A 23,050-nucleotide genomic window follows, 5' to 3' on the forward strand; every position below is an offset into this window, starting at 1 on the left:
CAAAACAGGCCGTTAACGTCAAAGTGGCTACCGAATCGGTAGCCACTTCTTTCAATGCCGGGTAGCGCTGAAACTTACTTCTTTGCCGCCGCCAGCGCTTGCGCGATCCAGCCATCAAATTTTTGCTGGTGGAACTTGATCCAGCCAGCCGTATGGCGGGCGATATCGGCCTGCGTGTTTTCGCCGCGGCGCATGCGCTCGTTCTGCGCATTGATGTCCGCCACGGGCAATTGCATCACTTCGAACAGCTTGGCCGCGGCGGGATTTTTCTCCGCCCAGGCCTTGTTCGACACGATGCGCGCCGTGTTGACGGCAAAACCGTAGTCGCTGCCATCGTCGAGGCGGGTATTCACCTTGTCCGGATTGGCCGAGAATGGCACTTTCAGCCAGACCACGTCCTTGCCCGGCACCAGCACGCCACTGACCCAGTACGGCGTCCACGTGTAATACAGGATGGACTCGCCACGCTTGTAGCGGCCCAGGGTATCGGCGATCAGGGCCGCATAGCTGCCCTGCACGTGCGTCACCGTCTCGCGCAATTTATACGCATCCATGTGATTCTCGATCAGCGCTTCGCAGCCCCAGCCGGGGTTGCAGCCCGTCAAGTCGGCCTTGCCATCGCCATCGTGGTCGAACAGCTTGGCCAGGGTGGGGTCGCGCAACTGGTCGATATTCGTGATGTTGTACTTCTCGGCCGTCGCCTTGTCGATCAGATAACCTTGTGCGGCAGGACCGGCGTATTGGCCCGTGCGCAACAGCTTGGCGTCGCCGCCCGCATTGTTATAGAAATCCTTGTGCATCGGATCCCAGTGCACGGCCATGAAGGTGGCGTCGCCGTTGGCGATGGCGATATGCGCGGTCGGATACTCCACTTCCTTGATCGGCTGCACTTCGTAGCCCAGCTTTTCCAGGGCCTTGTCGACCAGCATGGTCTGGAAGGTTTCTTCCGCGATCGAGCTTTGCAGCGGCTGCACCTTGACGCCCTTGCCGGGCAGCGCATCGGCGGCCACGGCCGGCGTCTGCGCCATGGCCAGGCTGGTGGTCAGGGCCAGGGCGGCGATCGCAAGGGCGGAAAACAGCTGGAACTTGCGTTGCGATTTTTGCGTCTCTTTAAAATGTGCGATTTGATGCATGTAAATCCTTTCTTATTGTGCGTTGGCCAGCGTTGCTTGCTGTTCAACATTATTTTTGTCCGTGTTGCCGCGCACCAGGCGCAGCACGAAACCGGCAGGACCCGTCTGGTACCAATGGCGCACGCCACGGCGTGGCTGGCCCATCGCTTGCGTCAATCGGTCCAGGGTGATGGCCAGCAGCACGATGCCCAGGCCACCCACGGTTGCCAGGCCCATGTCCAGGCGACCAATGCCGCGCAATACCATCTGGCCCAGGCCACCCACGGCGATCATCGAGGCGATCACGACCATCGACAGCGACAGCATCAGCGACTGGTTGATACCGGCCATGATGGACGGCATGGCCAGCGGAAATTGCACGCGAGTCAGCAGCTGCCACGGCGAGGCGCCATAGGCGCGGGCCGCTTCGATCAGGTCGGGACGCACCTGGCGGATACCGAGGTTGGTCAAACGCACCAGCGGCGGCAGGGCAAAGATGATCGTCACGATCACGCCTGGCGCATTACCGATACCAAACAGCATCACCACGGGCACCAGGTAGACGAAGGCAGGCGTCGTCTGCATGGCGTCCAGCAGGGGACGCAGGATATTCTGCGCGCGGTCGCTGCTGGCAAGGAAAATACCCAGCGGCAAGCCGATGGCCAGACAGAAAGCCAGCGACGTCAATACCAGCGACAGGGTGGTCATGGCTTCCGGCCAGATGCCCAGCATCGACACCACCAGCAGCGCCAGCACGGTACCGATGGCCAGGGTACGGCTGGTAAATTGCCACGCCAGCAAGCCGATGATGGCGATCACCGTCAGCGACGGGGCCGCCAGCAGCACGCCTTCCACGCCGGACAGCACGCTGTCGATCGGCGCACGCACGGCCTGGAAGAAAGGACGGAAATGCGCGACAACCCAGCCCAGACCCTGGTTGATCCAGCTTTCCAGCGGCAGCGAGCCGTCGAAGATCTGTGTCAGGTGAAAGCCGCTCGCATGTTCCGGCTGCACGGCAGGCGCGGCGGCGTCCAGCCACGCGGTGCTGGCATCGGTGGGCGGCGTCAGCGCCCAGGGATTGATTTGGGCGGCCTGTTCAACAACAGGTTCTACTGTGGAAACGGTGCTTGGGTTCATGCTTGTCCTTTCTGTTGTTGTTCGGCTATGGCTGGCGTGTCGCGGTCGAGGAACTTCAGCAAGGTCGTCTTGCTGATGGCACCGCGGAAGCTGCCGTCATTGGCCACCACAGGGACGGCGTAAGGCAGCTGCGCCACCTGGCCGAACAGGCCGGCGACTGGTTCATCTGCATTGATGGTCTGCACGTCGGGCAGATAGGCATGCGCCAGGCCCAGCGGTCCCACATGGCCGTCGAGCGCACTGCGCAGCGAATCGGCCGAGACGACGCCGAGGAACTTGCGCTGCGGATTGACGACATACGCAAAGGCGCGATCCTGCTCTTCCAGCATCGACAGCGCGGCGCGCGAACCGCGGCTCGGCGACTCGGACACGACGATCTGGCTCTTGCGGGCAATATCGCTGGCCTTGAACACGGCCGCCGCATCCACGCCGCGCACGAAATTGCGCACGTAATCGTTGGCAGGCTTGCGCAAAATCTCTTCCGGCGTGCCCACTTGCACCACGTGGCCGTCTTTCATGATGGCGACGCGGTCGCCGATGCGCATGGCTTCGTCGAGATCATGCGAAATGAAGACGATGGTCCGGCGCTTGATTTGCTGCAAGCGCAGCAGTTCCGATTGCATTTCCGTACGAATAATCGGATCGAGCGCGGAAAATGCTTCATCCATCAGCAAAATCGATGGATCGCAAGCCAGCGCACGGGCCAGGCCCACGCGCTGCTGCATGCCGCCCGACAATTCGTCGGGATAGCTGGCGCCGTAGCCATCCAGGCCCACTTGCTCCAGCGCTTGCTGGGCCAGCGCATGGCGCTCGGCCTTGGGCATGCCGGCCAGCTCCATGCCGAAGGCAGTGTTGTCGAGCACGGTAATTTGCGGCAGCAGCGCGAACGACTGGAACACCATGCTGATATCCTTGCGGCGCAGGGCACGCAGCTGGGCGTCCGGCAAGGTATTGATGTCGTTGCCGTCGATCAGGATGCGGCCGGCGGTCGGCTCGATCAGGCGGTTCAGCATGCGCACCAAGGTCGACTTGCCCGAACCGGACAGGCCCATGATGACGAAGATCTCGCCCGCTTCAATGGTAAAGGTGGCGTCGAAAACGCCGATGGTGCAGTCCGTCTTGGCCAGGATATCCTGCTTGCTGGCGCCTTGATGGACGAGTTCAAGTGCTTCTTCTGGCTTGTCGCCGAACACTTTGAACACATGGTCGATAATGATTTGTTTTGCCACGATGTGGTTCTCCCTCGATTTGACGAATGGAATGAAACCCAGCAAGCTGCTAGCTTGCGGCGGGAATCAGCAAACCCTGTTGCGTCGGCTACGCCACGGCGCACAAAGCGCACGGGAGCGACAGGAAACAGGGGGTGACACGCGTGTGACCAGCGGATGGCCAAAGCCGGTGCCGGGGTGCCGTGTGCGTGCTAAAAGAGGCTGTGGTTCAGGACTTTTAACAACGCTAGCGCCATGCAAATACATGGCACCAAATGTATTTGACCGAAAAAAAAATCGACCAAGCTACTTTTAACTGGATGCGGGTGTAAAACCCGAAGAATTATTCACCACTCAGCGAGTGGGGAGTACTGCGAAGCAGAAGGTGAAACGCGGTGTAGCTGTTGTAAATATGACTCAAGTATAACGCAAAAAGCCACCAAAGTCCAATGGCTTTCCAAATAGAAATGTGTTAGCAATGTTCGCCAGCGTACAGTCAGACGTAAAAAAGGCGAAAAGAGACTTGTTTTCATCGTCTTTTCGCCCATCGCTGCGACACGCTCCCTAGCACCAAACCTGGCGCCGGACAAGCGGTGCGAAACCGTCAAGCCGGCTCGGTAAATACCTTGCGCATCTTCTCGGCAATCTTGCCTTCAATCGTGGAGGCGAAGGCGCTCAGCATGAAACCCAGCTTGATTTGCAGTTGCGCCTGCTCTTTTTCCAGGGTCAGCGATCCGTCGACGCCGCTGCGCTCGAAACGCAGCACGTCGCCATCCCAGGCGCACGCCAGGTCATATTCCTGGGCCAGCTTGTCGGCCACTTGCTGCGCCGCTTGGCGCGCCTTTTCTGCTGTCAGCTTATGTTGCTGAACTATATTTATATCCGCCATCAAACGATCCTTTTATTATAAAAACGGGGGCAATACGGCCAGCATCATACCAGCCGCCATGCGGCAGCCGCGGCCATCGGTGGCGCCGGCACGCAGAAAAAACCGCGTTTTCCTGCGCCGCACTTGCGCCGCATCAAACTGAAACCACCGAAGCGGGCCGACTATCTCCATTCCAGTTGCGAGTGTCTTGGAGAGCTACCATGGACCAGAAAGTCATCGTGCCGGTCGAAGCCGTGCTGACCAAATGCGTGTCCCTGCCCGTCGGCTACGTCCCTACCCCCTCGGCGCCCTACCGCCTGCACCGCAAGAATGCGCAACTGACCCTGCAGCCGGGTCCGCCCCGCCTGACGGACGCCACGGTCCGCAACCTGGCCGCCGTGCCTGTCGGTTCGCGCGTGCTGATCTGGAAGCAAGACCCGTCCGTGAGCGAGCTGGGCACGCGCAAGACCTTCCTCGCCGGCCTGACCCTGCAAGGCCCGCGCGATGCACGCATCACCTTTGGCGAGCCGGGCATCGCCCAGGTCAGCCCGAACGCCTTTGGCGACTTCATCGTCTCGCCCAATACCGACCAGTTCGACGCCGTGCACACGTTTGCCATCGTGCGCATGACGCTCACCATGTACCAGCGCGCGCTGGCCAGCAACGGCACGGCCTCGCCCCTGCCCTGGCAATGGAATAGCGCCAGCAATACGGCCCCGCTGCGCGTGTTTCCGCACGGCTTGCCCAATGTCATGAATGCGTACTACAGCCGCAGCGACAAGGCCCTCAAGTTCGGCGATTTCATTCCCAGCGGCGCCACCGAGCGCGTCTATACCTGCCGTTCGCTCGACATCGTCTCGCATGAAACTGGGCATGCCATCCTCGATGGCCTCAAACCGAATTGGCTGCTCAACAATAACCCGCCGCAGACGGGCGGCTTGCACGAATCGTTCGGCGACCTGACGGCCATCTTCCTGGCCCTGTCGCAGCTGGACCAGGTCGAAGCCGTGATCGCGCAAACCAAGTCCGATCTGCACGACAAAACCTTCCTGGCCGACCTGGCGGAACAGTTCGGTCTGGCGCTAGGCCGGCCTAACGGTTTGCGCAATGCCGACAATGACATCAAATTGTCGGAGGCAGGCACGGAAGTGCACGCCATCTCGCAAGTGTTTACAGGCGCCATCTACGACATCCTGGCCGACATCTTTGCCCATGAACGCCAACCCCAGCTGGAAGACGACGCTGCCGTGCTGCACCGCTGCGGCGACTACCTGCGCAGCCTAGTCTTGCGCGCCCTGGTGGCGTCTCCCGACCATGCGGCCACGTATGCCGACGTGGCCGGCCAGATGCTGACCCTGGCGCAGGCCGACGGCTATACCGCCTACCTGGACTTCATCCGCAACAGCTTTACCGTGCGCGAAGTGCTCAAGAACAATGCCATGACGGAGGATGGGCAAATGACCTTTGCCGCAGGCATCGTCGATGACGAGGGTGCCGTGCAAGACAGGCGCGCCTGCTGCGGTACCATGAACCATGCGGAATACAGCGAATCGGACCACTTGCTGGAAGCGGAGCGCGAAGCGCTGGCGGCCTGGTGCCGCAGCTACGCGCCCCGATAAATGCCATACGCCGCAAGCCAGTCAACAGTCGACAGCAGGCGATGACATGCCGCACCACGTCCCCACCACCGTCCACCAGAAGGAGCAGCATGAAAATTTCAGCCCGCAGCAACGGCGGCTTTGCCGGCCTGAGCGAACAGTACGACATCGATACGCAAGCCCATCCGGCCGGCCCCGGACTGGAAGCGGCATTGGCCAGCAGCGGCTTTTTCACGCACTCGCAGGCGACGGGCCAGCAGGTGGGGGCCGATATCCCCCAATGGCAGATCACCGTCGACGCGCCCACCGCGCACCGCACCATCACATTTGCCGAGGATGGCAGTGCTGAAAATGCACGTTGGCAACAGTTACTGACGCAGATACGCGCCAGCGCCTGAATGTTCCGGCACTTGGCCTGATTGTTCCGGCGCTTATTTTGTGCCGGTCTTGATTTGAGTAAAACAAAAACACCACACGGCAAGCCAGCACACCACCCACCCTGCCCCCCTGCCGCATCGGGTGACTGTCGCTTTCTTGCCGCGTTCTTTATGGCAACGTCCCGGATAGTCGCTGAATTACCCGCTCTGCGCGGCAACGGCACCGTCAAAAAATGAATTTGCTTATATGTATTGTATATAAGCGGGATTTGTGAGAAATAGCGAATTGCCTTAAAATACAATGCTTTGCTTTAGTATGCGCCGCCGAGTTTCCTGCAGGCGCTACAGCACCTCCCCCAAATTGATAGGACTGTTATGACCCACGTTGTCACCGAATCCTGCATCGCCTGTCGCTATACCGACTGCGTCGATGTCTGCCCGGTAGATTGTTTCCGGGAAGGCCCGAACTTCCTGGCAATCGATCCGGACGAATGTATTGACTGCGCAGTCTGCGTGGCAGAGTGCCCGGTGAACGCGATTTTCGCGGAAGAAGACGTGCCGGGCGACCAGCAAGCCTTCATCAAGATCAACGTCGATCTGGCCCGTAACTGGCCTTCGATCACCAAGACGAAGGCTGCCTTGCCGGAAGCCGAGCAATTCAAGGACGTGAAGGACAAGCTCGACATGCTGGTGCGCTAAGCGCACGGCACTTGCCGCGGCCGCTCTGGCGGAGAGACTCTTCTCCGCAGGGGCGGGGCGGCGAAAAAACAGAAGAAAAGCAGCGGAAACGCTGCTTTTTTTGCTTTTAAAGCATCGTTGCAGCTCTATCCACGCAAGTGTGGCGCGCTGTCACACCAAAGCGCAAACTGTGGACCTGTGCGTGGTAAAGCACATTTTGTCCTCAACAAATATCGTAGAATTGGATTATGATATTTGAGCCGATATTGGCGCTTGGAATTAAACAAGGACTCTATATGCTTTACCAACTGCACGAACTGCAACGCTCTTTCCTCACTCCGGTGATGCAATGGGCAGACATGTCCTCCAAGTTATTTACCAACCCGGTTTCTCCACTGGCCCACACCCCGTTTTCGCAACGCATCGCAGCCGGCTACGAGCTGATGTACCGCCTTGGCAAAGACTACGAAAAACCACAATTCGACATCCAATCCGTTCTCGTCCAAGGCGAGAGCGTCGACATCCGCGAACACGTTGTCGTGACAAAACCGTTTTGCCGCCTGATTCACTTCAAAAAAGAAGCCACTGGCTTGCAACAGCCCAAAGTTTTGCTGGTTGCCCCCCTGTCCGGTCACCACTCGACCCTGCTGCGCGATACCGTGCGCGGCTTGCTGGCCGAGCACGATGTCTACATCACCGACTGGACGGACGCGCGCATGGTACCGCTGACGGAAGGCCCGTTCCACCTGGATGACTACATTTATTATGTGCAGGAATTCATCCGCCTGCTGGCGCCTGACTTGCACGTTATTTCCGTCTGTCAACCGACCGTGCCCGTGCTGGCCGCCATCTCGCTGATGGCGACAGCCAAAGATCCGCACATGCCGAAAACCATGACGATGATGGGCGGCCCGATCGACCCGCGCCGCTCGCCCACGCAAGTGAACAACCTGGCGACGGAAAAGAAATTCTCATGGTTTGAAAACACCGTGATCTACGCGGTGCCGCCGAACTACCCGGGCTTTGGCCGCAAGGTGTATCCGGGCTTCCTGCAGCATGCCGGCTTCATCGCCATGAACCCGGGCCGTCACGCGCAAAGCCACCGCGAGTTCTACATGCACCTGGTGACGGGCGACGACGAGCCGGCGGAAGGCCACCGCCAGTTCTACAACGAGTACAACGCCGTACTGGACATGCCGGCCGAGTACTACTTGGAAACCATTAAAACGGTTTTCCAGGAATTCAGCCTGCCGATGGGCACGTGGAAAGTGGGCGGCCAGCTGGTGCGTCCGCAAGACATCACGAATGTGGCGCTGTTCACCGTGGAAGGCGAACTGGACGACATTTCCGGTGCCGGCCAGACGCAGGCGGCGCATGACTTGTGTTCCGGCATCCCTGCCGAGATGCAACAAGACTTCGTGGCGCCGAAATGCGGCCATTACGGCATCTTCTCGGGCCGCCGCTGGCGCGAGATCATTTGCCCGAAAATCGGCGAATTCATCCAGAAACACGGCTAATACACGGCATATCCATCAAAAAGCCACCCCAGTTCACACTGGTGTGGCTTTTTTTCATGCGCGCTCGATTTTCACCGTCGGACGCGTATTGACAAAGATCTGCTCGACTCTCGGCTCGCCCGGTCCCGGCTTCTTCATCGCATAGCCATTCACAGGCTGCGAGCGGTTTACCCACAGCGCGTAATACAGGTGGTCAGCGCGCGGATCTTCCGTATTCGGGTGGATCAGTATCGTCAGGCCCAGGCTGTTCAGCTGCAGCCACGGCACGATCACGGGCAGCAGATCATTGGTAAAACCAAAATAAAACGACGGCGTCACGTGCGGGCCGCGCGGCTCCAGATTCCAGTCGCCCAGCTCGATCTGGAAGCGCTCGGCCGCCCACTTGCGTATCAGCGCCGCTTTCTGGTAACTGTCTTCGTCAAAATAGATATGCGCGTGATAGCTCTCGATATCCGTGTAGGCGCGCGGTGTCGACGGCAAGGTTTCCTCGCCGGGCCGCACGCTGACGGGGCGCGGTGTGGGCGCCTTGTCCGTATGATCGCCCCACGGGCTCTTGCCGGGCGCTGGCTTCACACGCGACGGTTTGGCCTCCTGCGCCAGGGCTGTGCCGGTCAGGCCGGAAGCGGCCAATGCCGCCACCAGGCCGCCGCCGCGCAAGACCGTGCGGCGCTGCGGAGAAAGAAGATTGGCCCATTCCAGGTCGATGGCCGCGTGTTGAGTGTTGTCAGACATGTCAATTCCTGTTCTTGATGATAAGTACGGAGAGAGAGAAGGCAGATCAAAAGTGAACAGTGGCGCGGGCGTAGTAGTAACCGCCCAATACGCCCAATGGTCCCGAATTGTCGTAGGCGCCCGTGTACTGCGCCAGATTCGCGGCGCTGCGCGCTGCGCGCGGCACCTGGCTGGGCTTCTGGTCGAAGACATTGTTGGCGCCCACCGTCACGTTGATGCGCTTGCCGATGTCGTAGCCGACGCTGACGTCCGTCACGAAGGCGGCCTTCAGCTGGTAGTCGCCGCCCGTGACGGCGTTCAGGCGCTTGAGCTTGCCGTAGCGCGTCTCGCGCAGGCTGAATGTCCAGCCGGCTTTTTCATACGCCAGGGTGACGATCTCCTTGTCGCGCGGCGCCCGGTACAGCAAGTCGTACTCGGCCGACTTGCTCAGAGTGCCGATGTTCGGCAAGCCTTGCAGCACGGCCGGCAGTTCCGCCTTGCCAACCAGACTCGTGTGATTGATATTCGCGGCCGCCGTCCAGCGCAGCTTGCCATCGGCCACGCGCAAGACATCCTCGGCCGTCAAATCGATGCCGCGCGTGCGCGTGTCGCCCACGTTGGCAAAGTAATGCGCCACCAGGCCATTGCCTACCGTCAGCCCCGCCGAGCGCAGCAGGTTTTCAATGACGCTCGCTTGCGCCCCCGTCAGCGGCCGGCCGCTGCCGTCGAGCGCCACGCCCGAGCTGCGGTCAATGCCGATGTTCGACGACACGCCCAGGCGGTCGCTGACCTTGATTTGATACGCGTCAACGGCCAGGCGCAGGGTGGGCGTAGGATTGAAGGTCAGCCCTGCTGACAGATTCGTCGATTTTTCCGGTTTTAATGCTTGCGCACCCAGGGCCCGTGCGGCAGCGGAATTGGGCTGCGCCAGGGTGTACGGCACGCCCGCATGGTCGGACGTGTTCGAATACGATTGCGTCACCAGGCTAGGCGCATGGAAACCGTTGCTGACAGTACCGCGCACGGCGACCGTGGACGTCACGTCATAACGGGTGGACAAGCGGCCCGTCGTCTTGCTGCCGAAATCGGAATATTTCTCGGCGCGCAGAGCCGTGTCGAGCAACAATTGCGGCGTCAGTTTCGCGCCCAGGCCGATATACGCCGCATGGCTGTGGCGCGCCGTGTCGGATGCGTCGACGGGCAGGTAGCCGGCCAGCGCCGATGAGCCGCTGCCCTGGTAAGAGGCAGGTTCTCCCGGGCTGCGCTGCTGCGTTTCATGCGAATACTCGAGGCCCAAGCTCAGGTCGGCCGGCTCGCTCAAGCCCAGCTGGACGGGGCGGCGCACATCAGCATTCGTGGTCGAGCGGCTGTAGCGCTGATTGCCGATAGTAAAATCGGTCTTGCCACCGGGATAGGTCAGCGAGTAATTGGCCGAGTGTTCGACGCCCACGTCGATATCGTCGCGGCCATACGTCGTGCTCAGGTCCCAGGACCAGCCCGCCGTCTCGCCCTTGACACCGCCCGTCAGCGAAAAGTCGTTTTCGCTCGTCGTTTCATATGGCGTGAAACCGTCGGGATACACGGCCAGCAAGCCTTTGTTGTTATTAAAAATGGTATTGGGCAGGCGGAAATTCTGCGCCGAGCGGGCATTGCGGTGCGCATAGGTGCCGAAACCATACAGTTGCACCTCGTTCGACACGTCATAGCCGAGGTTGGCGCTGAGCGAGGCGGTCGTGCTTTGCGGCACGCCCGTATTGCGCCATGGATTGCTGTTGCGGTTTGCTTCGGCCGGGTTCGGCGAAGCGCCGGCCGGCAAGCTGTTGTTCGGTCCCAATTTCACCAGTTGGCCATCGCTGTTGCGCACGGCCGGATACGACAGATAAGCGGGATTCAGTCCAAAATTGCGCACGGCGATGCCCTGGCGCTGGACTTCGGCGCCGAAGTGGGCAAAGCCGTGTTCGCCCAGGCGCGTGCCGCCATCGATGCGCGCCGACCCGTTCGTGCCGTCGCCCTCGTAGGTGGAACCGAGTTGCGTGCTGAAACTGCCCTTGTCATCCGACTTCAGGATGATGTTGATGACACCGGCGATGGCGTCCGAGCCGTAGATGGCGGAAGCACCGTCGCGCAGGATTTCCACGCGGGCAATCGCCCCCGTGGGGATCAGGGCCAGGTCGGTGGCGACGGAACCCGGAAAACCATCCTCATTGACGATGGCCGTCGTATGGCGGCGCTTGCCATTGACCAGCACCAGGGTATGCGAGGGATCGAGGTTGCGCAGCTGCCCGGCGCGCACGATGCTGCCCAGGTCAGGCTGCACGCGGGCCGGCAAGTTGAATGACGGCAAGGCCGTATCCAGCGCATCGAGCAAGTTCAATTTGCCCGTGGCCTGCAATTGCTGCGCGCTGATCACGTCGATCGGTGCGGCGCTGTTGGCCACCGTGCGGCCCGTGCCGCGCGCCCCCGTCACGATGACGGTATCAAACGGCGCGGCGGCCAGCGCGCCGGCGCCGTCCGGCGCGGCCTGCGCGTGAACCACGCCGGGCGCCCCCAGCACGAGCACGGCCACCGAGACGGCGTACGCCAGTTGCCGCAGGCGCGGGATGGGGTCTTGCTTGTGAATCAATTCCAGCATACGGAAACATCCTTTTCAAGTCGTCAACACAGTGGTTGCAGACTAAAGGATGGACAAACAAACAAGAACGAATGGTTTCGTATTTAGATATTTCGTTTTGGCAACTAACAACAGCGGCGCGCCGTATCAGGGACTGGCCGGGGCGGTCGCCAGGCTCTGGTCGAGCCGCTTCCAGTAATCGCGTTCCAGCCGGGCCGTATCGATGTCGCGCGCCGCCTCGTTGAAGCGCTTTTGCCGCGCCGCTCCTTCCGCGTCGCGCTGGAAGCAGACGTGCACGGGACGCTCCTTGAAGACGGTATCGATGATGGCGATGCGCTCCCGCTCGGCCTTGCTGAAGTTACGTCCCATCAGCAAGTGCTGCAGGACATGGCGTTCGATGACGATCACGCGGTAACGCTTGATGAGCAGTTTCTTCAGATTCGTCGCATCGTTCAAGCCCTCTTCCGTCTTCAACTCGCCGCGCGCCACCATGCCGTCGAACTGCTCGCCATTCGAATACCCGGCCACGGTGCCGATACGCAGCTTGCCGAGGTCGGCCAGGGCGGTGCCGGGCACGCCATCCTCCTTCAGGTAGGCCAGCACGCCTTGCGTATTGCCAACCGGAACAGAAAAGTGGCAGAGTTTTTCCCGTTCGGGCGTACGCCAGACAGCCAGAAACCCGGCATAGCGGGAACTGGCCAGGCCAAACTGCATGGCACGCTTCCACGGGAAATACTCATATTTGACGACATAGCCCATGCGTTCGAAGATGGCGCCGACCATCGCCCCGGACATGCCATCGGCAGGCAGGCTGCGGGAAATAAAGGGCGGCCAGTCTTCCGCGGCGAAGCGGACGATGCGCGAGCTGGCAGCGCCCGGCGCCGCCATGGGGGAGCCAGCCTGCCCGTGTGCAAGAGCAAGTGTAGCGTGCATGAATAAACAGAAGGGCAAACCAACTGTCCGGAGGAAACGCATGTTTGGCTCCTATGGCCTGGCGCACCTTGCAATGCAGGCGCGGCAACAGGACTGGCGGTCGGCTTTTTTTGATTACAGGCTTGATAAAAATCATGCTCCCATAAAAAAAAGAAATTGCAAAGTTGTTTATTTGCACTTTGACATTCCCAGGGGAAATAAAATACGATTGCGGCGTGCCTGCAACAGGCCTGCCATGCGCCAGCTATTCCCTCTCACGAGCCAGGTTTTTACTTGTGCGCGCGCCAGATGGCCGATAATGACGTTTTACCGTATTGAAGATGACCGTGCCGCATCCCGCCTCTCCCCCACTTGCAGACCAGATCGAAGACTTGCTGCCGCAAACGCAATGCACCAAATGCGGCTACAACGGCTGCCGCCCGTATGCGGAAGCGATTGCCGCAGGCAGCGCCGACATCAACCAGTGCCCGCCGGGCGGCGCGCAGGGCATCGTGCGCCTGGCCGGCTTGCTGGGTAAAAAAGTCATTCCGCTCAATCCCGTCAACGGCCTCGAACGTCCGCGATCTGTCGCCTATATCGACGAATCGCTGTGTATCGGCTGTACCCTGTGCATCCAGGCCTGTCCCGTCGACGCCATCGTCGGCGCCGCCAAGCAGATGCATACGGTGGTCACCGATCTGTGCACCGGCTGCGACCTGTGCGTGGCGCCCTGCCCCGTCGACTGCATCGTCATGTACCCGGTCAGCGGCGACGCCACGGGCTGGGATGCCTGGAGCCAGGCCGAGGCGGACGACGCGCGCGCGCGCCACGATTTCCGCACGCAGCGTTTGCGCCGCGAAACAGAGGAAAATGAAGCACGCCTGGCCGCCAAGGCCGTCGCCAAGATGCGCGAAGTGACGCAGGAAGTACCCGTCACACCAAACGAACAGGCGGAAAAGGAACGCAAGCGCGCCATCATCGCCGCCGCCATGGAGCGCGCGCGCGCCAAGGCCGCTGCCGCCAGCACGGACACCGCCCAGCCAGCCCCCATCACCCCGAAAAAAGACGCATGAACGCCGCCAAACGCCTGGAAATCTTTACGCGCTTTCGCGCCGCCAACCCTTCCCCGAAAACGGAACTCGACTACACGACGCCGTTCGAGCTGCTGATCGCCGTGCTGCTGTCGGCACAGGCGACGGACGTCTCCGTCAACAAAGCGACCCGCTTGCTGTATCCGGTCGCCAATACGCCGGCCACGATACTGGCCCTGGGCGTGGACGAGCTGGCCAGCTACATCCGCACCATCGGCCTGTTCCGCACCAAGGCGAAGAACGTCATCGCCACCTGCCAGATCCTGCTGGATCAGCACGGCGGCGAAGTGCCGCGCGACCGCGCCTCGCTGGAAGCCTTGCCCGGCGTGGGCCGCAAGACGGCGAATGTGGTCATGAACACGGCGTTTGGCGAACCGACCATGGCCGTGGACACGCATATCTTCCGCGTCTCGAACCGCACCGGCATCGCGCCAGGCAAGAATGTCGATATCGTCGAGCAAAAACTGCTGAAATTCATCCCCAAGGAATTCCTGCACGACGCCCACCACTGGCTGATCCTGCACGGCCGCTACACGTGCACGGCGCGCAAGCCCCAATGCTGGAACTGCATGATTGCCGACCTGTGCGATTACAAGGACAAGTCGCCGATGCCGGCCGTGGTATAAAGCAAAAAAAAACGGCCCGCAAGGGCCGTTTTTTTTGATTCGCAGCAAGCGGGAGCTTACAGCAAGACCATATTATCGCGATGAATCAGCTCATGGCCTTCCATGTAGCCGAGGATGGACTCGATCTCGGTGGAAGGCTTGCGCATGATGCGGCGCGCTTCGCCGCTCGTGTAGTTGGACAGGCCGCGCGCCACGGGTGCACCATCGGCATCGACGCAGGTGATCACGGCGCCGCGGCCGAATTCCCCATTCACGCCCGTCACGCCTATCGGCAGCAAGGACTTGCCTTCCTGGCGCAGCTTTTGCACGGCGCCCGCATCGAGCACGACGGCGCCGGCCGTATGCAGATGATCGGCCATCCACTGCTTGCGCGCCGTCAATTGCCCCGTTTGCGCCCGCAACTCCGTGCCGATCGCTTCGCCCTGGGCCAGGCGACTGAGCACGTCGCTGTCGCGCCCCCAGGCGATGATGGTATGGGCGCCGGACTTGGCGGCGCGCTTGGCGGCAAGGATTTTCGTCAGCATGCCGCCACGCCCCAGGCTGCTGCCGGCACCGCCGGCCATCGCTTCCAGGGCCGGATCGCCGGCGATGCCTTGCGTGATCAGGTAAGCGTCCGGGTCCTTGCGCGGGTCGGCCGAGAACAGGCCGTGCTGGTCCGTCAGGATGACCAGCGCATCGGCTTCGATCAGGTTGGCCACCAGGGCACCCAGGGTGTCGTTGTCGCCGAACTTGATTTCATCGGTGACGACGGTGTCGTTTTCATTGATGATCGGCACCACGCCCAGACGCAGCAGAGTCGTCAGGGTGGAACGGGCATTCAGGTAGCGTTCGCGGTCGGCCAGGTCGGCGTGCGTGAGCAGCACTTGCGCCGTGCCGAGGCTGTGGGCGCGGAAGCTGCTTTCATAGATTTGCGCCAGGCCCATCTGGCCGACGGCGGCGCAAGCCTGCAATTCGTGGATATCGGTGGGGCGCTGCTCGAAACCGAGGCGCAGCATGCCTTCGGCAATGGCGCCGGAGCTCACCAGCACGACTTCCTTGCCCAGGGCGCGCAAGCCGGAAATCTGCGCGGCCCAGCGCGCGATGGCGGCATGATCGAGTCCGCGGCCATCGTTGGTGACCAGCGAAGAACCAACTTTGATGATGATGCGGGTAGCTTTTTGAATCACGGAATCCATGGGGCGGCGCTCTTCACTTAATAGACGTCAGCGCGCAGGACGCAGCAGCAGCAAGGCCAGCCCCGCCGTCAGCTCCATTGCGCACATGAACAACACAAAACCCTGGGGCAAGCCGAAGCTGATGGCCGCGAATAAACGGCCGGCGGGCTGCGCCAGGACCAACATTGCAGTGATATCGCCGAGGACAGGCGGTTCGCCCTGCCGTGCCGCGAACAGCGCCAGGAGCGCGGTAGCGCCCCAGACACCGACATGAGTAGCGTAGAACTGGCTGTAGCCGTTGACGCCATTGAGGAAGATGCCCATGCCGGCCGCCATTTCATCGGCGAACAACAGGCAGGCGACCGCGCTCAGCCCGTAAGCATACGCGATCAGATGCAATACACGGCGCTGCCACGCTTGCTTGCGCGCTGGCGCGACAGCGGCCGTCTGTACCGACATCAGGGTAAAGCCTTAGTCGAGGATCTTGAAACGCGGATCATCCGGATCGATCGACGAGATACCGCGTGCTTCTTCGGTCATCTGCGTTTCTTCGGCACGGCTTTCGCTGTGTTTCTTCTCTTCCAGATGCTGGTAAATCGCATTCACCAGTTCCGGGCAACCCTGATGGTTCAGCGCGGAGATCTCGAAGACGGGACCTTTCCAGGCGAAACGCTTGAGGAAGTCCTTGACGATCTTCTTGCGCTCCTCTTCCGGCACCATGTCGAGCTTGTTCAACACCAGCCAGCGCGGTTTGTCGACCAGCGACTCGTCGTACTTTTTCAATTCCTTGACCAGCGCCTTGGCTTCCTTGACAGGATCGACGTTGGTTTCAAACGGCGCCAGGTCGACAATGTGCAACAGCAAGCCCGTGCGCTGCAAGTGGCGCAGGAATTGATGGCCCAGGCCCGCGCCTTCGGAAGCGCCTTCGATCAAGCCGGGAATGTCGGCGATCACAAAGCTCTTCTCGTGCGACACGCGCACCACGCCCAGGTTCGGGTGCAGGGTGGTAAATGGATAATCGGCAATTTTCGGACGCGCGTTCGAGACGGCCGAAATGAAGGTCGACTTGCCGGCGTTCGGCATGCCCAGCAGGCCCACGTCAGCCAGCACTTTCAGTTCCAGGCGCAGTTCGCGGCGTTCGCCTTCCTTGCCCTCGCCTTTTTGACGCGGTGCGCGGTTGGTCGAGGACTTGAAGTGGATATTGCCCCAGCCGCCTTCGCCGCCCTTGGCCAGCATTTCGGTCTGGCCGTGCTCGGTCAGATCGGCCAGGATTTCGCCGCTCGCGTTGTCGATGATCAAGGTGCCGACCGGCATGCGCAGGTGGATGTCATCGGCGCCCTTGCCATAGCAATCTGCGCCACGGCCAGGCTCGCCATTGCGAGCCTTGTGCATTTTGGAGAAGCGGAAATCGACGAGCGTGTTGATATTGCGGTCGGCGACTGCCCAAATGGTGCCGCCCTTGCCGCCATCGCCGCCATCGGGACCGCCAAAAGGCCGGAATTTTTCACGGCAGAAAGAGGCGCAGCCGTTGCCGCCATCGCCCGCGATGACTTCGATTTTTGCTTCGTCGATAAACTTCATAATTTTGCCGCCATAAAACTAAAAAGGCTCTACCTTGGGCAGAGCCTTTCGATTGAAGGCTTGCGCCTTACATCATGCGATCATTGCGGAGCGAACTGGCGCTCCGCGATGAATTACGCTGGTACTGCTGCGTTAGGTACAACGGTCACGAATTGCTTCGAGCCAGCACCTTTGACAACGAACTTCACTTTGCCCGCGATCAGCGCGAACAACGTGTGGTCCTTGCCCATGCCTACGCCTTCGCCGGCGCGCACTGGGGTGCCGCGTTGACGAATGATGATGCCGCCAGCATTGATAGCTTGGCCGCCGTAGACTTTAACGCCCAGACGTTTTGATTCTGAATCACGGCCGTTTCGCGTTGTGCCGCCGCCTTTTTTATGTGCCATTTAAGACTCCTTGATAGCTGATTAATTCAAACAGCGGCGATTAGCCGTTGATCGAAACGATTTGGATTTCGGTAAAATTCTGGCGATGGCCTTGATGCTTTTGGTAATGCTTACGACGACGCATCTTGAAAATTTTGACCTTATCATGGCGACCATGCGCCACAACCGTAACCAGTACCGTTGCACCTTCGACCAATGGAGCACCAAACTTGATGCTGTCGCCCGCGCCTACTGCGAGAACTTGATCGATGGTGATTTCGGAACCAATGTCTGCCGGTATCTGTTCTACTTTAAGTTTTTCGCCAGCGACAACTTTGTATTGTTTGCCACCGGTTTTTATGACCGCGTACATGATTTGAAACCTCATCAAATGTTGAAAGAATTTGTCCCACTGCCATGAAAAGCAAGCCGTGCACAACAGGGGGAACCAGCGATTATACACGGACTGAGAAATTGCGTCAAAAAGTATTCACAAAGCTTGACGATCGTGGTATGTCGACAACCTGACCATCATGTCAGGCTTGCGCCGGGCGGACAGCAAAACGCGCGCCAGTGCCAACAAGGTCAATCAATTGCTCTACAGTCATAGGCAAACGTCACGCACGCGCAAGCCTTGTCGTATAATCGCGGCACCCACAATCTAATGCAGGTTCGCCTTGTCTGACGCTAACAAACACGTTAACCAAAACACCATCGTGCAAACGATTGCCGCCGATATGGACGCAGTCAATACGGTGATCCGCCAAAAGTTGCACTCCGATGTGATTCTGATCAACCAGATCGCTGAATACATCATCAGCGCAGGCGGCAAACGCATCCGTCCCGTGCTGATCTTGCTGGTGGCCAATGCCCACGCCTATCGCGGCACGGCGCACCATGAACTGGCCGCCGTGGTCGAATTCATCCACACCGCCACCCTGCTGCACGACGACGTCGTCGATGAATCGTCGATGCGCCGCGGACGCCAGACGGCCAATGCCCTGTTCGGCAATGCCGCTTCGGTGCTGGTGGGCGACTTCCTGCACTCGCGCTCGTTCCAGCTGATGGTATCGCTGAATAATATGCGCGTCATGCAAATCCTGTCCGACGCCACCAACGTGATCGCCGAAGGCGAAGTGCTGCAGTTGTTGAACATGCACGATCCGGACGTGACACAGGAAAGCTATCTGAACGTCATCCGCTCGAAGACCGCCAAGCTGTTCGAAGCGTCGGCGCAACTGGGCGCCCTGATCGCCGGCGCCAGCGAAGACGATATCGAAGCGGCCGCCGAATACGGCCGCTCGCTGGGCACGGCTTTCCAGCTGATCGATGACGTACTAGACTATGCAGGCGACGCTGCCGAAATCGGCAAGAACGTGGGCGACGACTTGCGCGAAGGCAAACCGACCATGCCGCTGATCTGGCTGATGGAAAATGGTACGCCAGAGCAACGCGAACTGGTGCGCAGCTGCATCGAGCAAGGCGACGAACAGCATTTCGACGCTGTCCTCACGGCCATCACCAGCAGCGGCGCCCTCGACTACACGCGCAAGCAGGCGGAAATCGCCGGCCAGCGCGCCGCCGATGCCATCGCCGGCTGGCCGGACAGCGTCTACAAGCAATCCATGCTGCAGCTGTGCTCGTTTGCCGTGGACCGCAATCACTGATCGCGTTTCATCCTATGCAATACAAAACGGCGCCACTGGCGCCGTTTTCTTTATGTGCCGCTTATTTGCTGCGCTCATGCTCCATCGCCGCGCCCGCCAATGCCTGGACGATGGCCGGTGCCGCTTCCAGCCGCTCGCTGTAGCGGCTGCCCAAATAATCGCGGCGGTCGCGCACCAGCAGGGTGAATTTATACAACTCCTCCATCACGTCGACCAGGCGCTCGTAATACGGCGACGGTTTCATGCGGCCGTCATCGTCGAATTCCTGATACGCCTTGGCGACCGAAGACTGGTTCGGTATCGTCACCATGCGCATCCAGCGTCCCAGCACGCGCAAGCCATTGACGGCATTGAACGATTGCGAACCGCCCGACACTTGCATCACAGCCAGGGTTCGGCCCTGCGTGGGCCGCACGCTGCCCGTTTCCAGCGGCAGCCAGTCGATCTGCGACTTGAACACGCCCGTGACGGCGCCATGGCGTTCCGGGCTGCACCACACTTGCCCTTCCGACCATAGCGACAGCGCGCGCAATTCCTGCACCTTCGGATGCTCGGGCGACACGCTGTCGACCATGGGCAAGCCATGCGGATCGAACACGCGCGTGTCGGCGCCAAAGTGGCGCAGGATGCGCTCCGCTTCCAGGGTCAGCAGCTTGCTGTACGAACGCTCGCGCAAGGAACCGTACAGCAGCAGGATGCGCGGCGCATGGGTGGACACGCTGGCCGGCGCCAGCTTGTCCAGGTCCGGCACGTCCAGGTGCGCGGCACTGATATTCGGCAAATCGTTCATTCAGGCCACCGGCTTGCCGTCGGCGCCGACCACGGCCTGGCCGTCTTCCTTGACGAAGGCCCCTTGCTGCGGCAGCGGCAGGATGTCCAGCACTTTTTCCGACGGCCGGCACAGGCGCACGCCCAGTTCCGTGACGACGATGGGGCGGTTGATCAAGATAGGATGGGCTTGCATGGCGTCCAGCAGGGCCGCGTCCGGCAAGTCCGGATTGGCCAGGCCCAGCTCGTCGTACAGGGCGCCCTTGTCGCGCATGACGGCGCGCACGGTCAGGCCCGCGCGGGCGATCAGGTCGAGCAATTCCTCGCGCGACGGCGGATGCTTGACGTAATCGATGATGACGGGCTCGACACCCGTGTTGCGGATCAGGGCCAGGGTATTGCGCGAGGTGCCGCACGCCGTGTTGTGATAGATCGTGATCGTCATGTCGTGATGTCCTTGAGTAAATGAGATTCAGTGACGCAACAAGGGGCGCCAGCACAGCAGTTCTCTGTCAAGAAGGCCAGCAAGCCATTCATGCCCGCATAGTTGGCGGCGTAGATGATGGAGCGGCCCGCCTTGCTCGCCGTCACCAGATTGGCGTGCGCCAACTCCTTCAAGTGAAACGACAGCGACGATGGTGCGATCGCCAGCGCTTCGGCGATTTTCGTCGCCGCCATGCCTTGCGGCCCCGCTTGCACCAGCAGGCGGAACACGGCCAGCCGCGATTCCTGTGCCAGCGCAGCCAGGGCAGCGATGGCGGCCGTGCTTGTCAGCGGCGCAGCCTGCGTTGCGATAGTATTGTTGTTTTCCATAATTCAATAATACTCGAATTATGGAATCAATGCCAGTAATCACGATGCGTACGTAACCCAGCGCACCGACTGTCATGATCAATCGGTCTATCTTGATGAAAAAATCACTGCGATTGGCATCCCCATGACACGCTCGACACCCCTGAAAATCCTCGGCTGGAGCCTGGCAGCCCTGCTGGCCCTGATCGCCATCGTGGTCATCTTCGTGCTGACATTCGACTGGAACCGCGCCCGCCCCTACATCAACGAAAAGGTGTCGGAAAGCACGGGCCGCACTTTCGTCATCGGTGGCGATTTGCAGGTGCAATGGAAGCAAGGGTTGAAAACGGAGCCGGGCTGGCGCCGCTACGTGCCGCGTCCCATCATCAGCGCGCAGGACGTGCGCATGAGCAACCCGGACTGGGCGACGGCCGGCCCGCAACTAGCCAGCGCGAAACGCATCGACGTGGCCATCCATCCGCTGCCCCTGCTGCAACACAGGCTGGTGCTGACGGACCTGGCGCTCGACTCTCCCAATATTGCCCTGCAGCGGCGCGCCGATGGCAGCAACAGCTGGACCTTGAAAGATAACGGCCCTTCGGCATGGGACGTGGAAATCCAGCGCATGGCCTTCGGCGACGGCGCCATCCGCTACCTCGACGAGGGCATCGCGCTGGACCTGCGCGCCAAGGTCAGCTCGACAGCGCCCGACGCCACGCCGGGCGACGCGCCAGGCAGCGCGCCCGTGCAGAAATACGGCATCGAATTCACCCTGGGCGGCACCTACCGCAAGGCGCCCGTGACGGGTGGCGGCAAGGCCGGTGCCGTGCTGTCCTTGACCGATAACAACACCGTGTATCCCGTGCAGGCGCATGCCGTGCTGGGTAAGAACAAGGCCAGCATCGATGGCACCTTGACGGACCCGCGCTCGCTGTCGGGTATCGATTTACAGCTGAGCCTGGCCGGCGCCAGCATGGCCGACCTGTATCCGCTGACGGGTGTACTGCTGCCGGAAACCCCGGACTACGCCACCAAGGGACGCCTGCTGGGCAAGAAGGACGGCGCCATCTGGAACTGGACCTATCAAGACTTCAAGGGCACGGTGGGCCAGAGCGACCTGGCCGGTACCCTGCAGTACTTGCCGCGCCAGCCGCGTCCCTTGCTGCGCGGCGAAGTGACGTCGCAACAATTGCGCCTGGAAGACCTGGGTCCCACCATCGGCGCCGACAGCAATGCGCAGAAACAGGCGCGCGGCAAGGCGCCTGTGCAGCCCGACAACAAAGCCTTGCCCGTGGAACAGTTCAATACAGCCAAATGGAATGCGCTCGACGCCGACGTGAAATTCACGGGCAAGAAACTGGTGCGCACGCACGATATCCCGCTCAACAATGTCGTCGCCAACATCCACATGAAAGACAAGGTGCTGAGTCTGACGCCGCTCAACTTCGGCATGGCCGGTGGCGACATCACCTCGAACATCACGCTCGACGGCCGTCAAAAGACCATCGCCGCGCAAGCCAAGGTGGCGGCACGCCACCTCAAAATTCGCGAACTGTTTCCCAAGCTGCAATCGATGCAAGCGAGCTTCGGCGAAGTGTATGGCGATGCGGCGCTGACGGGCCACGGCAATTCCGTCTCGGCCATGCTGGCCAGCGCGAATGGCGAGCTGGCGGCCACCGTCAGCGAAGGCTCCGTCAGCCAGTTCATGCTGGAACTGGCTGGCCTGAACCTGGCCAACGCCGTTTTCGTGAAAATCTTTGGCGACAAGCAAGTCCACCTGAACTGCCTGGCCAGCGACTTCGCCGTCACGAATGGCCAGGCCAACGTGCGCCGCTTCGTGCTCGACACGGACAGCGCCGTCGTGAATGTCACGGGCAACGTCAACCTGGCAAGCGAAACCCTGGACCTCGACGTGCGCCCCCGAACCAAGGGCGCCCGCATCATCACCCTGCGCACGCCGCTGTATGCGAAAGGCACGTTCAAGAATCCGGACGTGGGCCCGCAGAAAGGCCCGCTGGCGTTGAAAGCCGGCGCCGCCGTGGCCCTTGCCACCGTCGTCACGCCGCTGGCCGCCCTGCTGCCGCTGGTCAGCGTCGACAAGGCCCCGGACACGGATTGCGCCGCCGTCATGGCGCAAGCCAACGCCACCCGCAAAACCCCGACTTCGCCTGCGACGAATGCGCCAGCGAAAAAAGTGAGCGAAGCGGACATCAGGAAGGCGCAGCAGGAAAAGAAATAGACCTTGATGCAGCCGCTTGAAAGCCGTGCCACCATCTG

23 protein-coding genes are annotated in these 23,050 nt (G+C 60.8%); 8 read left to right on the forward strand and 15 right to left on the reverse strand.

The annotated features are described in order from the left end of the window. Positions 1–74: 74 nt before the first annotated feature. From proX to O3297_RS22265, 4 genes are all read right to left on the reverse strand, one after another. The gene (proX, locus tag O3297_RS22250; RefSeq protein WP_211551546.1) at positions 75–1,133 is read right to left on the reverse strand and encodes a glycine betaine/L-proline ABC transporter substrate-binding protein ProX; all 1,059 of its coding nucleotides are present in this window, start codon (positions 1,131–1,133) and stop codon (positions 75–77) included. A gap of 12 nt (positions 1,134–1,145) precedes the next feature. Beyond that, positions 1,146–2,249 (reverse strand): glycine betaine/L-proline ABC transporter permease ProW, encoded by a 1,104-nt coding sequence (proW, locus tag O3297_RS22255; protein ID WP_034782464.1) that lies wholly within the window; start codon positions 2,247–2,249, stop codon positions 1,146–1,148. Next, on the reverse strand, positions 2,246–3,478 hold the full coding sequence (gene proV, locus O3297_RS22260) for a glycine betaine/L-proline ABC transporter ATP-binding protein ProV (protein ID WP_099379417.1): 1,233 nt from the start codon (positions 3,476–3,478) through the stop codon (positions 2,246–2,248). The genes proW and proV overlap by 4 nt, the downstream gene beginning before the upstream one ends. A gap of 583 nt (positions 3,479–4,061) precedes the next feature. Continuing rightward, complete coding sequence (locus tag O3297_RS22265) at positions 4,062–4,346, reverse strand: polyhydroxyalkanoic acid system family protein (RefSeq protein WP_070260060.1); 285 nt, start codon at positions 4,344–4,346, stop codon at positions 4,062–4,064. A 200-nt stretch (positions 4,347–4,546) separates the two neighbouring features. Here O3297_RS22265 and O3297_RS22270 point away from each other — a divergent pair, with 200 nt between their 5' ends. The 4 genes from O3297_RS22270 to O3297_RS22285 all read left to right on the forward strand — a co-directional run bounded on the left by O3297_RS22270 (position 4,547) and on the right by O3297_RS22285 (position 8,495). After that, positions 4,547–5,944, forward strand: coding sequence for a hypothetical protein (locus O3297_RS22270; RefSeq protein ID WP_305050160.1), 1,398 nt, complete (start codon positions 4,547–4,549; stop codon positions 5,942–5,944). A gap of 89 nt (positions 5,945–6,033) precedes the next feature. After that, positions 6,034–6,321: a protealysin inhibitor emfourin gene (locus O3297_RS22275; RefSeq protein ID WP_305050161.1), complete on the forward strand. Its 288-nt coding sequence runs from the start codon at positions 6,034–6,036 to the stop codon at positions 6,319–6,321. Between the two features lie 354 nt (positions 6,322–6,675). Beyond that, positions 6,676–6,999: a ferredoxin FdxA gene (gene fdxA, locus O3297_RS22280; RefSeq protein ID WP_034782458.1), complete on the forward strand. Its 324-nt coding sequence runs from the start codon at positions 6,676–6,678 to the stop codon at positions 6,997–6,999. A 275-nt stretch (positions 7,000–7,274) separates the two neighbouring features. Beyond that, entirely contained in the window at positions 7,275–8,495 is a 1,221-nt protein-coding gene (locus tag O3297_RS22285) for a polyhydroxyalkanoate depolymerase (protein ID WP_070260064.1), read from the forward strand. A 54-nt stretch (positions 8,496–8,549) separates the two neighbouring features. Here the strand turns inward: O3297_RS22285 and O3297_RS22290 are convergent, their stop codons facing one another. The 3 genes from O3297_RS22290 to O3297_RS22300 form a co-directional block, all read right to left on the reverse strand. Then, a complete protein-coding gene (locus O3297_RS22290) occupies positions 8,550–9,227 on the reverse strand; it encodes a DOPA 4,5-dioxygenase family protein (RefSeq protein ID WP_099395335.1) in 678 nt (225 codons plus the stop codon). A 46-nt stretch (positions 9,228–9,273) separates the two neighbouring features. Next, positions 9,274–11,838 (reverse strand): TonB-dependent siderophore receptor, encoded by a 2,565-nt coding sequence (locus O3297_RS22295; RefSeq protein ID WP_305050162.1) that lies wholly within the window; start codon positions 11,836–11,838, stop codon positions 9,274–9,276. Positions 11,839–11,964: 126 nt separating this feature from the next. Next, complete coding sequence (locus O3297_RS22300) at positions 11,965–12,705, reverse strand: ABC transporter substrate-binding protein (protein WP_305050163.1); 741 nt, start codon at positions 12,703–12,705, stop codon at positions 11,965–11,967. 365 nt (positions 12,706–13,070) lie between these two features. Between O3297_RS22300 and rsxB the strand changes: the two genes are divergently transcribed. Continuing rightward, a complete protein-coding gene (rsxB, locus tag O3297_RS22305; protein WP_305050164.1) occupies positions 13,071–13,802 on the forward strand; it encodes an electron transport complex subunit RsxB in 732 nt (243 codons plus the stop codon). Beyond that, the gene (gene nth / locus O3297_RS22310) at positions 13,799–14,446 is read left to right on the forward strand and encodes an endonuclease III (RefSeq protein ID WP_305050166.1); all 648 of its coding nucleotides are present in this window, start codon (positions 13,799–13,801) and stop codon (positions 14,444–14,446) included. Before rsxB ends, nth begins: the two co-directional genes overlap by 4 nt. A gap of 56 nt (positions 14,447–14,502) precedes the next feature. Here the strand turns inward: nth and proB are convergent, their stop codons facing one another. From proB to rplU, 5 genes are all read right to left on the reverse strand, one after another. Beyond that, positions 14,503–15,621 carry a glutamate 5-kinase gene (gene proB, locus O3297_RS22315; protein WP_034782447.1) on the reverse strand — a complete coding sequence of 373 codons (1,119 nt, stop codon included), beginning with the start codon at positions 15,619–15,621 and terminating at the stop codon, positions 14,503–14,505. Between the two features lie 27 nt (positions 15,622–15,648). Further along, the gene (locus O3297_RS22320) at positions 15,649–16,059 is read right to left on the reverse strand and encodes a hypothetical protein (RefSeq protein WP_034782445.1); all 411 of its coding nucleotides are present in this window, start codon (positions 16,057–16,059) and stop codon (positions 15,649–15,651) included. Positions 16,060–16,071: 12 nt separating this feature from the next. After that, positions 16,072–17,181: a GTPase ObgE gene (gene obgE, locus O3297_RS22325; protein WP_034754647.1), complete on the reverse strand. Its 1,110-nt coding sequence runs from the start codon at positions 17,179–17,181 to the stop codon at positions 16,072–16,074. Positions 17,182–17,294: 113 nt separating this feature from the next. Further along, positions 17,295–17,567 carry a 50S ribosomal protein L27 gene (rpmA, locus tag O3297_RS22330; RefSeq protein WP_010395157.1) on the reverse strand — a complete coding sequence of 91 codons (273 nt, stop codon included), beginning with the start codon at positions 17,565–17,567 and terminating at the stop codon, positions 17,295–17,297. Positions 17,568–17,607: 40 nt separating this feature from the next. Continuing rightward, on the reverse strand, positions 17,608–17,919 hold the full coding sequence (rplU, locus tag O3297_RS22335) for a 50S ribosomal protein L21 (protein ID WP_034754730.1): 312 nt from the start codon (positions 17,917–17,919) through the stop codon (positions 17,608–17,610). 304 nt (positions 17,920–18,223) lie between these two features. Between rplU and ispB the strand changes: the two genes are divergently transcribed. Then, positions 18,224–19,213, forward strand: coding sequence for an octaprenyl diphosphate synthase (ispB, locus tag O3297_RS22340; protein WP_077400159.1), 990 nt, complete (start codon positions 18,224–18,226; stop codon positions 19,211–19,213). 61 nt (positions 19,214–19,274) lie between these two features. On the opposite strand, the gene arsH is transcribed toward ispB, so the two are convergent. Genes arsH through O3297_RS22355 form a run of 3 tightly spaced genes read right to left on the reverse strand, consistent with a single transcriptional unit; the run spans position 19,275 to position 20,794 of the window. Next, on the reverse strand, positions 19,275–20,003 hold the full coding sequence (arsH, locus tag O3297_RS22345) for an arsenical resistance protein ArsH (protein ID WP_070280931.1): 729 nt from the start codon (positions 20,001–20,003) through the stop codon (positions 19,275–19,277). Beyond that, positions 20,004–20,426: an arsenate reductase (glutaredoxin) gene (gene arsC / locus O3297_RS22350; RefSeq protein WP_070280929.1), complete on the reverse strand. Its 423-nt coding sequence runs from the start codon at positions 20,424–20,426 to the stop codon at positions 20,004–20,006. After that, on the reverse strand, positions 20,423–20,794 hold the full coding sequence (locus tag O3297_RS22355) for a helix-turn-helix transcriptional regulator (RefSeq protein ID WP_175445080.1): 372 nt from the start codon (positions 20,792–20,794) through the stop codon (positions 20,423–20,425). Before O3297_RS22355 ends, arsC begins: the two co-directional genes overlap by 4 nt. A gap of 124 nt (positions 20,795–20,918) precedes the next feature. On the opposite strand from O3297_RS22355, the gene O3297_RS22360 reads away from it, so the two are divergent. Continuing rightward, a complete protein-coding gene (locus O3297_RS22360) occupies positions 20,919–23,012 on the forward strand; it encodes an AsmA family protein (protein ID WP_305050170.1) in 2,094 nt (697 codons plus the stop codon). The last annotated feature ends 38 nt before the right edge of the window (positions 23,013–23,050 follow it).

Source organism: Janthinobacterium sp. SUN128 (assembly GCF_030587275.1).
Lineage (GTDB): Bacteria > Pseudomonadota > Gammaproteobacteria > Burkholderiales > Burkholderiaceae_D > Janthinobacterium > Janthinobacterium lividum.

Bases quoted from the DNA above. Each gene is read 5' to 3' on its own strand.
- proX (WP_211551546.1), bottom strand. From the start codon at position 1,133: ATGCATCAAATCGCACATTTTAAAGAGACGCAAAAATCGCAACGCAAG.
- proW (WP_034782464.1), bottom strand. From the start codon at position 2,249: ATGAACCCAAGCACCGTTTCCACAGTAGAACCTGTTGTTGAACAGGCC.
- O3297_RS22265 (WP_070260060.1), bottom strand. From the start codon at position 4,346: ATGGCGGATATAAATATAGTTCAGCAACATAAGCTGACAGCAGAAAAG.
- O3297_RS22270 (WP_305050160.1), top strand. From the start codon at position 4,547: ATGGACCAGAAAGTCATCGTGCCGGTCGAAGCCGTGCTGACCAAATGC.
- O3297_RS22275 (WP_305050161.1), top strand. From the start codon at position 6,034: ATGAAAATTTCAGCCCGCAGCAACGGCGGCTTTGCCGGCCTGAGCGAA.
- fdxA (WP_034782458.1), top strand. From the start codon at position 6,676: ATGACCCACGTTGTCACCGAATCCTGCATCGCCTGTCGCTATACCGAC.
- O3297_RS22285 (WP_070260064.1), top strand. From the start codon at position 7,275: ATGCTTTACCAACTGCACGAACTGCAACGCTCTTTCCTCACTCCGGTG.
- O3297_RS22290 (WP_099395335.1), bottom strand. From the start codon at position 9,227: ATGTCTGACAACACTCAACACGCGGCCATCGACCTGGAATGGGCCAAT.
- O3297_RS22295 (WP_305050162.1), bottom strand. From the start codon at position 11,838: ATGCTGGAATTGATTCACAAGCAAGACCCCATCCCGCGCCTGCGGCAA.
- O3297_RS22300 (WP_305050163.1), bottom strand. From the start codon at position 12,705: ATGGCGGCGCCGGGCGCTGCCAGCTCGCGCATCGTCCGCTTCGCCGCG.
- rsxB (WP_305050164.1), top strand. From the start codon at position 13,071: ATGACCGTGCCGCATCCCGCCTCTCCCCCACTTGCAGACCAGATCGAA.
- nth (WP_305050166.1), top strand. From the start codon at position 13,799: ATGAACGCCGCCAAACGCCTGGAAATCTTTACGCGCTTTCGCGCCGCC.
- proB (WP_034782447.1), bottom strand. From the start codon at position 15,621: ATGGATTCCGTGATTCAAAAAGCTACCCGCATCATCATCAAAGTTGGT.
- O3297_RS22320 (WP_034782445.1), bottom strand. From the start codon at position 16,059: ATGTCGGTACAGACGGCCGCTGTCGCGCCAGCGCGCAAGCAAGCGTGG.
- obgE (WP_034754647.1), bottom strand. From the start codon at position 17,181: ATGAAGTTTATCGACGAAGCAAAAATCGAAGTCATCGCGGGCGATGGC.
- rpmA (WP_010395157.1), bottom strand. From the start codon at position 17,567: ATGGCACATAAAAAAGGCGGCGGCACAACGCGAAACGGCCGTGATTCA.
- rplU (WP_034754730.1), bottom strand. From the start codon at position 17,919: ATGTACGCGGTCATAAAAACCGGTGGCAAACAATACAAAGTTGTCGCT.
- arsH (WP_070280931.1), bottom strand. From the start codon at position 20,003: ATGAACGATTTGCCGAATATCAGTGCCGCGCACCTGGACGTGCCGGAC.
- arsC (WP_070280929.1), bottom strand. From the start codon at position 20,426: ATGACGATCACGATCTATCACAACACGGCGTGCGGCACCTCGCGCAAT.
- O3297_RS22355 (WP_175445080.1), bottom strand. From the start codon at position 20,794: ATGGAAAACAACAATACTATCGCAACGCAGGCTGCGCCGCTGACAAGC.
- O3297_RS22360 (WP_305050170.1), top strand. From the start codon at position 20,919: ATGACACGCTCGACACCCCTGAAAATCCTCGGCTGGAGCCTGGCAGCC.